This window comes from Parabacteroides sp. AM17-47 (assembly GCF_003434625.1).
GTDB classification, from domain to species: Bacteria; Bacteroidota; Bacteroidia; order Bacteroidales; family Tannerellaceae; genus Parabacteroides; species Parabacteroides distasonis.
On the sequence record NZ_QTLI01000005.1, the window covers coordinates 46,672 to 59,855 of the forward strand.

At 46.0% G+C, this 13,184-nt stretch carries 8 protein-coding genes and 2 riboswitches; of the genes, 6 read left to right on the top strand and 2 right to left on the bottom strand.

Going from position 1 to position 13,184, the window contains the following annotated elements:
* Positions 1 to 79: 79 nt before the first annotated feature.
* Together DW205_RS04940 and DW205_RS04945 are read left to right on the top strand one after the other, a co-directional pair.
* Entirely contained in the window at positions 80 to 2,143 is a 2,064-nt protein-coding gene (locus DW205_RS04940) for a TonB-dependent siderophore receptor (protein ID WP_005867436.1), read from the top strand.
* 22 nt (positions 2,144 to 2,165) lie between these two features.
* Positions 2,166 to 3,263: a sirohydrochlorin cobaltochelatase gene (locus DW205_RS04945; protein WP_005867434.1), complete on the top strand. Its 1,098-nt coding sequence runs from the start codon at positions 2,166 to 2,168 to the stop codon at positions 3,261 to 3,263.
* 66 nt (positions 3,264 to 3,329) lie between these two features.
* Here DW205_RS04945 and DW205_RS04950 read toward each other — a convergent pair whose 3' ends face one another.
* Both DW205_RS04950 and DW205_RS04955 read right to left on the bottom strand, forming a co-directional pair.
* Entirely contained in the window at positions 3,330 to 4,259 is a 930-nt protein-coding gene (locus DW205_RS04950; protein ID WP_005867432.1) for a sirohydrochlorin cobaltochelatase, read from the bottom strand.
* 33 nt (positions 4,260 to 4,292) lie between these two features.
* Positions 4,293 to 6,476 (bottom strand): TonB-dependent receptor, encoded by a 2,184-nt coding sequence (locus tag DW205_RS04955; protein WP_005867430.1) that lies wholly within the window; start codon positions 6,474 to 6,476, stop codon positions 4,293 to 4,295.
* A gap of 48 nt (positions 6,477 to 6,524) precedes the next feature.
* Positions 6,525 to 6,726, bottom strand: a riboswitch (cobalamin riboswitch).
* A gap of 262 nt (positions 6,727 to 6,988) precedes the next feature.
* On the opposite strand from DW205_RS04955, the gene DW205_RS04960 reads away from it, so the two are divergent.
* From DW205_RS04960 to DW205_RS04975, 4 genes are all read left to right on the top strand, one after another.
* Positions 6,989 to 9,196, top strand: coding sequence for an anaerobic ribonucleoside triphosphate reductase (locus tag DW205_RS04960; RefSeq protein WP_005867429.1), 2,208 nt, complete (start codon positions 6,989 to 6,991; stop codon positions 9,194 to 9,196).
* A gap of 19 nt (positions 9,197 to 9,215) precedes the next feature.
* A complete protein-coding gene (nrdG, locus tag DW205_RS04965) occupies positions 9,216 to 9,716 on the top strand; it encodes an anaerobic ribonucleoside-triphosphate reductase activating protein (protein WP_005867428.1) in 501 nt (166 codons plus the stop codon).
* A 40-nt stretch (positions 9,717 to 9,756) separates the two neighbouring features.
* Positions 9,757 to 9,965, top strand: a riboswitch (cobalamin riboswitch).
* Positions 9,966 to 10,017: 52 nt separating this feature from the next.
* A complete protein-coding gene (locus DW205_RS04970; RefSeq protein WP_005867427.1) occupies positions 10,018 to 12,033 on the top strand; it encodes a TonB-dependent receptor in 2,016 nt (671 codons plus the stop codon).
* On the top strand, positions 12,030 to 13,184 hold the full coding sequence (locus tag DW205_RS04975; RefSeq protein ID WP_005867426.1) for a YncE family protein: 1,155 nt from the start codon (positions 12,030 to 12,032) through the stop codon (positions 13,182 to 13,184). Before DW205_RS04970 ends, DW205_RS04975 begins: the two co-directional genes overlap by 4 nt.

Sequence of the window (13,184 nt, forward strand, 5' to 3'; positions counted from 1 at the left end):
AAAAAACAATTCAGTTTATTTTTTGAGACATTATCAATAGAAGCTTGCTGTTTTATTTCGTGAACCAATAAAACACTATATGAGGCTTTTAGCATCTGCTATTTTAGCTTTGTGCATACAATCGGTATGCGCCCAAAGCATATTGAAAGATCCGAAGGAACTTTCCGTGCTATTGAACGAGGTCGTGGTCACCGGTACGGGTACCGAACACTATCTGAAAGACGCCCCTGTGCAAACAGAGGTAATCACTGGCAAAGCCCTTGACAGTTACCAAGGACGCAGTATGCAAGATATTCTGGAAGGGCTGAACGCTTCCATCACCTTTAATCCGAGCGACATGGGTAGTGGCATCCAGATGAACGGATTAGGCAACGATTACATCTTGATCCTTATCAATGGCAAACGGATCAACGGAGATACCGGCGGACAAAACGACTTGAGTATTATCAACCCCGCCAATATCGAACGTATCGAGATCGTAAAAGGTGCCGCCTCTTCCCTGTATGGTTCGGACGCTATCGCCGGTGTTATCAATATTATCACGAAAAAGAACCGGGATAAAGTGAGCCTATCGAATACGACTCGTGTCGGATCGTATGGAGATATATTGGAAAGCGTACAAATCGGCTTTGGGCATAAGAGAGTGAATTCCACCACCTCACTTAGTACGACCCATACGGACGGCTGGCGAAATACGACCCAAGAATGGGACCATCACGAGGTAATGAATGGAACCGTGACACGAACCGTAAACCGATCCACGAACTTTACGTTAAGGGAGAACTTAACCTACAAAGTGAACGACCGGCTGAGCCTTTCGGCCGATGGCTCTTTTTACCAGAAATGGAATTATCGTCCACACGGCGCATTCAAGTATTATACCTATGATCAATTCTACCGGAACTTCGATGTGGCCGGAGGAGCTAAATACGCATTGGGAGGACTGAATTTTCTTTCGGTAGACCTAACTTATGGTAACTATAGCTATTTCTATAATTACCATCATAAAGATGTCACGAACTTCTTCGATCCGGAGACGGGTTTACGTATTACTCGTTATCCGGGGGAACATATTCTGGAAACCTCTCAACAACGTTTCCTTGGACAAGCCAAAAGCGTATTCCACCTCGGGGAAAACAATATCCTAAGCGCCGGACTCGAATATCAATACGATCATTTGAAATCCCCCCGGCGTATCGAGAACGGGAAAGCCTCCGTATTTACGGCTTCCGCTTATGTACAAGACGAATGGAACCCGACGGATCGGTTGAATGTGACGGTAGGTGGGCGCTTCGTCGTGCACCAAGAGTTCGGGGCTACGTTTACCCCTAAAGTCTCCGCCATGTACAAACTAGGCGACTTCAATATCCGAGCCACATACTCAAATGGATTTAAGGCTCCTACCTTAAAGGAGTTGCACGATGATTATATCACGCAGATCGGTGGCGGCCCGTGGAAACATTATTATGGTAATAAGGATTTAAAACCGCAAAAGTCCAATTATTATTCGGCGAGCGTGGAATATCACGCGTCGAACCTGCAGATCACGGTAACAGGGTTCTACAACCGTATCAAGAACATGATCGCCTTGACCGAGATCCCGACAAGCGCCGAAGACCGATTGGATGAGATCGAGGCCAGCATGCAACACAAGAACTTATCCAAAGCCCGCTCTTTCGGGGGAGATATATCGCTCACCTATCAAATCCTATCTTCCTTGGCTATTGGTGGAGGCTATAGCTATACGGATGCCAAAGCGCAATATACGGATGATCCGACCGACCCGAATTATATGCTCTACACCCCGATCAATGGAACCTCATTCCATAATGCCAATTGGAAACTAGCATGGAACCATGCGTGGAAAAAGTATAAATTGGATGTCACCTTGTTCGGCCGGTACCAATCCACCCGCTTTTATATCACGGACGGTGATGGAAAAAGTTATCAGCTATGGCGATTGAATACCCGTCATAACGTATTGAAAAAGAAAAAATGGAACCTAGATATCAATGTCGGTATCGATAATATCTTCGATTATGTGGATCGTACCCCGTTCGGACGCCATCGTGGAACTACGTCTCCCGGACGGACTTGGTACGCCTCCTTTATCGTGAAATTTCAGAATAAACATAAACTATAAACAATCTTAAAAGTTAAATGCGATGAACAAATTTAAGTACCTTTTGCTTGCGGCGAGTCTATTTGCCTCAAGCGCAGTTTTTACCTCCTGTGATGATGGAGACGACGACAATACCGCAAACCCTGCGGAAGAAGTCGTAAAGGCAAGTAAGAAACATGACACGGCGATCTTGTTGTGTACATTCGGTAGCACATTCAAAGAGTCTATCAAGACTTACGACGCAACATTGGCCGATTTCCAGAACGCATTTCCCGACGCGGACATCTATTTGTCATTTACCTCCCGTACTTGCGTGAATCGTGTAGAGGCAGAGACCGGTATCGCACGTTATCAACCGGATCTTTGGTTACAAGCTCTAGGAAATGCCGGTTACAAGAAGGTAGCGGTACAGTCCTTACACATCATCCCGGGTGAGGAATACCTAAGCTTGATGAATACGGACGTGAAGAAGAAATTCATGATCGAGTCTTTCCCGAGTGTTCAAGTCGTAAAAAGCCCTTGTTTGGTGTACGACAAAGAGGATGTGGAAGCCGTAGCGAAAGTCCTATACAGCCACTACAGTGATAAATTGGCTGATAACAAGAACATCCTTTTATTAATGGGACATGGTAACCCGGATAAAAACTATAACGCAAATACGAAATACACGGAAACAGAAGAGGCTATGCAAGCCTTGGCCGCTAACAAAAATGTATTCGTAGGTACCGTTGATTACGGAGATATGTTGTTCTGGCCGGAAGAAGGCGAACCTAATGAGGAATGTGTCTATTCCAAACTTACCAAATACTGCGAGGATCATAACTTAAAACCGGAAGAGATCACGATCTCCTTAGCTCCGTTCATGTCTATTGCCGGAGACCATGCGCATAATGACCTTTGGGGTATCGAGGAGGATGATGATTTCAGCGCTGCCGCTCCTAACGCCGACGCTTGCTGGAGACTAAAACTTTTGAAGATGGGCTTCAAGATTGACACGAAAGAAAGCCATAACGGAAGTTTAGAGAACTGTAAGATCATAGGCTTAGGCGATTACGACGCTGTTCGTCAGATCTGGGTGAACCATCTAAAAGCATTATATAATGATGCGGAGGCTTGGGAAACCGGAGAAGACTACCAGTAAATAATTGAGAATTGAGAATTGAAAATTGGTTCAGTAAGTACTCACTAATTTTCAATTCTCAATTGTTCAGTGTGTATATAATTTCTTTCGATCAAAAATCGTCGCCCGTTTATATTTCATGGCGAAACGGATGTGATCGATAAATAAAGACCGGATCGCCGGATTCTCACCTAGAGGCTTTAAATAAATATCCACATCGAAACCCTGTTGGCGTAACCCCTTCTGCCAGAAATCAGCGACCGTATTTTCCGTACCTCGAATCAGTACGAACATAAAAGGAATCAACTGCACACGCTTATGACCGGCTTGGCGCATTTGCTCACCTACATCCTCGATCGTAGGGAAACCCTCACGGGTTCCGGTATAATAATCTTTCATTCCTTTGGTCTGGAACATATACCCCAATTTCGCATAAGCCGAGTTACTGGCATGATAAGTTCCGTGCGCCACCAATAACTTAGCCCCATTTTTAGTCACTCCAGAAGGTGAGGAAACCGCTTTCATCACCGCCTCATAATCGGTATCATCATATAACAAGGGATTACCTACACGCAAATCCTTAAACAAACCTTTTCGCTGTTCCGCCTCTTTGCGGATCGCTTCCATCTCCACACCCTCTATAATGATAGTCGGTTGGATTATCACATGGGTAAACCCTTGATCACGCAACTCCACCAAGGCGTCCGCCGGCAACTGAACCCAAACACCTTGCGCCCTCAACCGACTCACTACGCTACGGGCGCTATAAGCCTGCCGGACTTCCACGTCTGGGAAAGCCTCCTTGACACGCTTGTTCATCACATCGAGTACTTGGGTACGAGCTTCCGGGTAAGCACTCCCGAAATGTACCATCAAGATCGCTAACTTATCTCCCTTTTCCATGCTCTCCCGGATATCGGAAGCGTAAAACTCCCGCCCGGGTTTCGCCCATAATGAACAGGCGAGCCCAAGCAGGAGTGAACAAACAAACATGGATCGTAAAAATCCCCTATACATTATTATATTAGTTAATAGTTGACATGTGACAGTTTACTGCTTGAAACGGACCAGAAGGCTGACGTAATAGGTACGGCCCGGGGTCAATGTAGCGTAATTGTAATTAAAGGGGCGATCGTCTACATAATCAAAAAGGTTCTCGATACCTACTCCCGGTTCCAACAAGAAATCGCCGGCTCTAAACGTATGGCTCGTATTGAGGTTCCACAAGGAATATTTCGGTGCGTATCCATAAGAAGTAGAATAACGTTCCCCTTGGATACGTCCGTTAAAATTCACGTTCAGCTTATACTTATTCCAAGTATGAGACCACATAGCCGCTACCGTACCACTATGCTTAACGGTCTTATCCAAAGGTTCATCCTCGTATACGTTCTTTCCATCCATGAAACTATAGCCACCATTCAAGGTAAAGCCCGCTCCCAGATAACTATTGAAGGTTACGTTAATACCTTTGATCTTCGCTTTATCGATATTCGCACGCATCTGTATCTCATCATAGTCCGTACCATGGGCGGTGTTATAAGCATCCCGTTCCGCCGTATCCAACATCTTATAGTTAATCATGCTACGCACGTTATTCATAAAAGCGGATACGGACAAAGAGAAATACCGCATCGTATATTCAGCGCTCAACGTAAAGTTGTCGCTCTTCTCCGGGTCCAGATCCGGATTACCGATCGTAAGGCGAGTCGCTCCGGACGCTTTCTTCTCCGATTCCGTATACAGCTCTTTCAATTCAGGTGTACGGAAACCAGCCGCATACGATCCGCGGAAATTAAAACCGCCTACCTTATACAGCAAAGCCACGTTAGGAGTCGCATAACTCTTAAAATTCTCATGGTAAATATAGCGCAAACCCGCGTACGCTTGGAAATGCTCATTGATATTGATCTCGTCTTGAGCATAAAGCGCGGTCGTGTACATACTTTTACCCGTTATGTTATCCGTCTCGCTACTCAGTAACTCTTTAATGAACTCCGCACCAGCCGAAAGCTTATTATATTTGCCCAAACGAAAGATTCCCTTGACATTCAAGTTATGGTAATGAATCCGTTTCGTCATATCACTCTCTCCGCTTTTCTTTCCATCAAAGAAATCCTTATACGTACTATGATTGTCCGACAGATAATCAGCGTTCAAATAAGAGTTCTTATTAATCATGTATTGAGCGCCCGCCCCATAAGTGAACGTCTCTTTTCTCATATCATAGTTGGTCGTATTCACTTTATCCATCGGCATCGGACGATCGCTGGAACGTCCGAAGAAAGTGCCACGCACATAAAAAGACAAACGATCCGTAGCGTCGTATGTGAAACGTTGGTTGATCACGTTCCGGTGAAATCCCTCGGAAGCTTGCTTATTGGTAGGAACCAACTCGCCTTTACTCTCCGTATAGGGATTTAATTGCCAACCATCGGCCCGTTGATATTGATAAGAAGTATATGAACCGAACTTCCCTACATTCACGTCCGCGTTGACCGACTGCAAGAATTGGTTCTTGCTACCATAACGGCTATTGCTCGTCACGTTCACCTTATTGCGGGAATCATCCGTGATGATATTGATAACGCCGGCGATCGCGTCGCTACCATACAAAGCGGAAGCGGCCCCGTTCAAGATCTCTACCCGTTTTACGTTAGACATATCGATACGGGAATAGGTATCATCGCCGGCCAAACGCTTACCGTTTTCCAAGATAACCACGTATTTCTCTGTCAATCCGTTCATATTCATCGTAGCCCCCTGTCCGTTTTCCATAAATACGATACTCGGATTCAGCTTGGTCATCGCATCTTGGAAATTGGTTACGCTCGCCTCTTTCAAGTCTTTTCCCGTAAGCACTTTCACGGGAATAGGGGAATTACTCATGCGGCGATGCGAACCGGTACCGGTTACCACCACTTGATCGATATTCACATACTTTTCTTTCAGCTTAATAACGACATCTTTTTCCGAGTGATCCGTTTGATACACGCCTTGCTCATAGCCAAGGTAAGTCACACGAATACGATGTCTACCATCCGGAAGGTTCAGCTCAAATTTTCCGCTGGCATCCGTGGTTGTACCATTCAAGGATTCCGACACGCGGATATTCGCGCCCGGAATTGGTTCATTACTTTCATCCACGACCTTACCCTGTAAACGTACCTGCGCAAATGATACGTTTATCGCACAACTTACAGCTAAAGCCGCGCACAAACACTTTCTTTTCATAAACGATTTGTTATTATGTATATTTCCGCTTTCCTGACCCCGAGAAAAACAGCAATAAAAACGCTTGGCAGGTTTCCTGACTTACCTCGTAGAGAACGACCTTCCCGTCTTTTACAGACAGTGGTATGAGAAATGTTTTCTACTTTACAAAAGCTTACAGTAGCGGGCACTGCTCCGGATTCACACCGGATTCCCTCTTTATGACGAAACCGGATGGTTTTACGTCATCACCAAAACGGGGGCAAAAGTATGAATTATTTTATATAAACAAAAATATATCCCGGCTTATGTTCTTTAAAAGCTTTACAAAGAGAAGCTTATAACACACCACATCGCCAAAAAGGAAAACAAAAGCAATCATACAAGACGCAAAGTTTTCCAAAACTTTTTACAACGCACTATAAATTAACACCTTAACATAATTTAATCAGCAAAAAGTTTTCCAAAAAGAAAATCATATGGAGTAATAAGATACCTTTGCACGCATAATCAATCACAAATTAATCGACATCATGATACAGACAGTTGTTAAACGGGACGGGCGTATCGTTGGCTTCAACGAGGAGAAGATAGTAACCGCTATCCGTAAAGCCATGTTGCATACAGACAAGGGAGAAGATATGCAACTGATTCGCCAGATCACAGATCATATCTCATTCAAGGGAGAACCTCAAATGACCGTAGAGGCGATTCAAGATGCCGTGGAACTGGAATTGATGGCCAGTAGCCGGAAGGACGTAGCGCAGAAATATATCGCTTACCGAAATCAGCGAAGCGTAGCCCGCAAGGCAAAAACACGGGATATGTTCTTGGAAATTATCAATATCAAATCCAACGACATCACCCGTGAGAACGCAAATATGAACGCCGATACACCCGCCGGCATGATGATGAAATTCTCCAGCGAGACCACCAAGCCGTTTGTAGATGACTATTTATTGAGCGAAGAGGTCAAGGAAGCCGTATCTAACAACTATCTCCATATTCATGATAAAGATTATTATCCGACTAAAAGCTTGACCTGCGTACAACACCCGTTGGATCGCATCCTAAAATACGGGTTCTCCGCCGGTCATGGCGAATCACGTCCGGCTAAACGAATCGAAACCGCAAGCATCCTTGGCTGTATCTCTCTAGAGACCGCCCAAAACGAGATGCATGGCGGACAGGCGATACCGGCGTTCGACTTCTACCTAGCTCCTTACGTACGTAATAGCTTTATCGAGGAAGTAAAGACCTTAGAGGATTTATACGGACAGGATTTCTCCCACTTATATAATAAGCCTATCGACGATTACCAGACACAGACCTTGGATGGATTAAGCGGTGATAGACGCGTCATACAACATGCCATCAACCGCACGGTAAGCCGTGTACACCAATCGATGGAGGCTTTTATCCATAATATGAACACGATCCATTCCCGTGGCGGCAACCAAGTGGTATTCAGCTCCATCAATTATGGAACCGACACCTCGGCGGAAGGTCGTTGCATCATCCGGGAGTTATTAAAAAGCACTTACAGAGGCGTAGGTAACGGCGAGACCGCTATCTTCCCGATCCAGATATGGAAAAAGAAACGAGGCGTAAGCTATCTGCCGGAAGACCGTAACTACGATCTTTACCAATTGGCCTGCAAGGTCACCGCCCGTCGCTTCTTCCCGAACTTCTTGAATCTCGACGCGACCTTCAACCAAAGCGAGGATTGGAATGCGGACGACCCTCAGCGCTATATCCACGAGGTAGCGACCATGGGATGCCGTACCCGTGTATTCGAGAACCGTTTCGGACCAAAGACTTCTATCGGACGAGGTAATATCTCCTTCTCGACGATCAATATCGTACGATTGGCTATCGAGTGCATGCAAGTGGAGAACAAGGAAGAGCGTATCGCCCTATTTTTCGCTAAACTGGATCATATGCTGGAACTTACGGCTCGTCAGTTGCATGAGCGTATGGAGTTCCAGAAAACCGCTTACGCGAAGCAATTCCCGTTGTTGATGTCTTCCTTATGGTTAGGCTCGGAAAAATTGAAGCCTAACGATTCGATTGCCTCCGTTATCAACCAAGGTACCTTGGGCATCGGCTTTATCGGACTGGCCGAATGTTTGGTGGCCCTTACCGGTAAGCATCATGGCGAAGATAAGGATTCGCAAGCCTTAGGCGTAAGGATCGTTACGTATATCCGGGATCGTGCCAACCAATTCTCGGAGCAATACCAACACAATTATAGCGTACTGGCAACTCCGGCTGAAGGCTTGTCCGGCAAGTTCACGGGAAAAGATCGTAAGAAGTTCGGATCGCTTCCGGGCATCACGGATCGGGATTATTATACGAACTCTAATCACGTTCCGGTATATTATAAGTGCAGTGCCCGTCATAAAGCAGAAGTAGAAGCTCCTTATCATGATTTGACTCGTGGCGGCCATATCTTCTACGTAGAGATGGATGGCGACGCTACCCATAACCCCGAAGCGATCATGCGTGTCGTGGACATGATGGATAAATACAATATCGGATACGGTTCCGTAAACCATAACCGTAACCGTTGTCTGGATTGTGGCTACGAGAACTCCACCCCTAATCTGGAAGCCTGCCCGAAATGCGGCAGCAAACACTTGGACAAACTTCAACGCATCACCGGCTATCTGGTAGGAACCACCGACCGTTGGAACAACGCCAAGCTATCCGAGCTAAACGACCGTGTCACCCACAACTAATTTTCAATTTTCAATTACCATGTTGTCTATCATAGATATCATCGAAGATACCACCGTAGACGGTCCGGGATTCCGGACCGCCATCTATGCGGCGGGTTGCCCGAACAAATGCCCGGGTTGCCACAACCCCGAATCATGGGATATCAATAAAGGGAAGAAAGTAAAAGCGGAAGAGATCGTGGAAAAAGTATTGGCCGACGAATTCGCCAACGTCACCTTCAGCGGCGGAGACCCTATGTTCCAGCCGGAAGGTTTCACCGAGGTAGCCAAAGCGATCAAGGAAAAAAGCCAAAAGACGATCTGGTGCTACACAGGATATAAATTCGAGGACCTGATAAAGAATCCGGCACAAGCCGCCTTGTTGTCCTATATCGACGTATTGGTAGATGGCCGCTACAAACAAACCCTTCGGGATGAGAGCCTTTTATTCCGGGGAAGCAGCAACCAACGGCTGATCGACGTACAAGCGTCTTTAAATAAAAAGGAAGTCGTGAAATACAAGTACAACCCTTTCATTTAAGGAAATTCTCCAATTATAGCCCGGATATTAACAAGATTTCATACCTTTGTCCCGAATTGGTTCCGTTTCGCCCAACCGGGGTTACGGATTAAAAGGGAATCAGGTGTAATTCCTGAACAGTCCCGTTGCTGTGAAGCTCTATTTCAAACATTCCGGAAACACTTTCGCCACTGGTATATAAGAATATAGCCGGGAAGGCTTTCGGGATGGGAGTCAGTCAGAAGACCTGCCAGTTAGGGAGAAGTCGCTCGCGAGGACAGAGCGGCTTGGTACGAATCATTTTCTAAACAGGTTTTAAATAATGGTGTTATCCTTTGCTAGAAAGGGATACCTTGCTTGCGTATTATCGATGCTGGCGATAGGTATGTCCCATGGACAAAGCAAACTCGACTCTATCCAGCACTTGGACGAAGTTACGGTCACGGCCCGGAGTTTCAGCTTTAAAGAGGTAATTCCTTCCCAAAAACTATCGGGGAAAGAATTACAAAATTTGAACAGTCACACGGTAGCAGATGCTTTACGCTACTTCTCGGGTGTCCAATTGAAAGACTATGGGGGCGTAGGAGGTATCAAGACCGTAAATATCCGAAGTATGGGAACGAACCACATGGGTGTTTTCTACGACGGCATCGAATTAAGCAACGCACAAAACGGACAAGTAGACCTCGGGATGTATTCTTTGGACAATATCGAGGAGATTTCTTTATACAATGGCCAGAAGAGCGATATCTTCCAATCCGCGAAAGATTTCGGCGCGGCCGGTACGCTTTATCTGCGTTCTCGTCGTCCTCGTTTCGAAGATGGAAAAACAACGAATATCCGTGCCACGATGAAAGTCGGTTCTTTCGACGTTATCAACCCCTCGGCGCTGTTCGAATATAAGATATCTGAAAACGTAGCCACCTCTTTCAGCGCCGAATGGTTAAGCGGAAGCGGTAAATACAAATTCCGTTACCGCCGTATCAACCCTGCCGGAGAGATCGCTTACGATACGACCGCCGTCCGGGAAAACGGGGATATCAACGCCACCCGCCTAGAGGCCGGACTTTATGGCAAGATGAGCGACGGTACTTGGAATCTTAAGTTCTACAACTACAATTCCGAACGAGGAATCCCGGGAGCCATCGTAAACAACGTATGGAGACGTGGTGAACGGGTATGGGATACGAACTCTTTCATGCAAGGCTCCTATATCAAAGAAATCAATAGCAAATTCAAGACGCAGGTGAACGCGAAATATGCATTCTACCGTACGCATTATGTGAATAACGACGACAAGCTGATTCATGTAGATAACCTGTATAAGCAACGAGAGATTTACCTATCCTCCGCGAATGTCTATTCCATCCTCTCAAACTGGGATGTATCCGCCTCTTACGACTTGCAATGGAACAAGATGAACGCCGATATGTACGGATTCGTTTACCCGGAACGCTTCACCAACCTCCTTTCGGTCGCCACGGCGCTCCGGTTAGGGAAAGTAAAATTACAGGCCAGCGGACTGGCGACCTTTATCAACGACCGTGTAAAAGAAGGCCCCACACCGGAAGCCCGGCAAATCCTTACACCCGCCGTATTCGCCTCCTACAAGCCGTTCGAGAAACAAGACTTTAATGTACGCGCTTTCTATAAACGAATCTTCCGTATGCCTACCTTCAACGATTTATATTACGCCGATATGGGAAACTCCAAATTAAACCCAGAATATGTAACCCAATATGATGCCGGCTTCGCTTACACGAAAACATGGGAGAACCATCTTTTCTATCGCTTCAAGATACAGGCGGATGGTTATTTCAACAAGGTGAAAGACAAGATCATCGCTTATCCCAAAGGCCAGCAATTCCGTTGGACTATGTTGAATTTAGGTAAGGTAGAAATCAAAGGCATAGATGTCAGCACGGAAACGACCGTCAATCCGGTAAAAGATTTATTCGTCACGCTACGAATACAATACACCTATCAAAAGGCCCAAGACTTCACGGATCCCTCGGATACCTATTACGGAGATCAAATCCCTTATATCCCTTGGCACAGCGGTTCCGCCATCGCGCAAGCGTCCTTCAAGGGATGGAACCTCAACTACAGTTTCATCTATGTGGGAGAGCGGTATAACCAGCAGGAAAATATCAAATACAATTATACGCAACCTTGGTATACCAGCGATATCTCCTTGTCGAAAGATTTGAAATTCAATTTCGGGCTTATCAAGGCCGCCGTGGAGGTAAACAACCTGTTAAGCCAAGATTACGACGTGATCCTGAATTATCCGATGCCGAAGCGAAATTACAAAGTGTCTTTAACCATCGAGATATGAAAAGATATACATTATATATAATAGGTATCCTGATCGGTTGCGCTTTTTCATCCTGCCGCAAGATCGAGATCGTAGTTCCCTCGGAATACGAGCTGGTCTCCGACGGTATCCATCCCGAGGCGAATCCTCAAGGGATGTATTTGGTGAACGAAGGGAATATGGGAAGCAATAAATGTACGCTGGATTATCTGGATTACGTGAACGGTTATTATATCCGTAACCTCTACTCGGAACGGAACCCGAACGTAGTCAAGGAGCTGGGCGATGTCGGCAACGATATCCAGATTTACGGAAGCAAGCTTTATGTCGTAGTCAATTGTTCCCATAAAGTAGAAATACTGGATGCCCGGACTTGCGAGCGGATCACGCAAATAGACATTCCCAACTGCCGGTACATCCGTTTTTACCGGGGAAACGCCTATGTAACCTCTTATGTCGGTCCGGTGCAAATCGACCCGAACGCCCCGCAAGGAGCCGTATACAGGGTAGACACGACCAGCCTGAAAGTAGACGCCAAAGTCATAGTCGGTTTCCAACCGGATGAGTTGGAGATTTTGGGTGAATATATCTACGTAGCGAATTCTGGAGGATATCGTGCCCCGGAGTACGACAATACGGTTTCCGTAATCGAGCTAAACCGTTTCAAGCAAGTTCAAAAGATTCCGGTAGGGATCAATCTGCATCGTATCCGTGCGGACAAATACGGTAAATTATGGGTAACTTCCCGGGGAGATTACGATACGGTACATTCCAACCTGTATGTACTGGAAAAACGAAAAGGATATAACGAGATGGTGGTTACCGATACCCTGAATATCCCTTGCTCTAACCTTTGCATCAGCGGAGATTCCCTTTTCTATTACAGTACGGAATGGAACGTGAACACGCAGAGTAACAGCATCTCGTACGGAATCATAGATGTCCGTACCAAAGAGGTGATCAGCACGAACTTTATCACCGACGGTAGCGAGAAAGACATTCGTATCCCATACGGGATCATGGTCCATCCCTATACGAAAGACATCTTCGTCACCGATGCCAAGAACTACGTATCCAGCGGGACCCTCTATTGCTACGATAAGAACGGAATACGAAAATGGGGCGTACGTACCGGGGATATCCCCGCCCATATGGTTTTCCTTTATAAATAG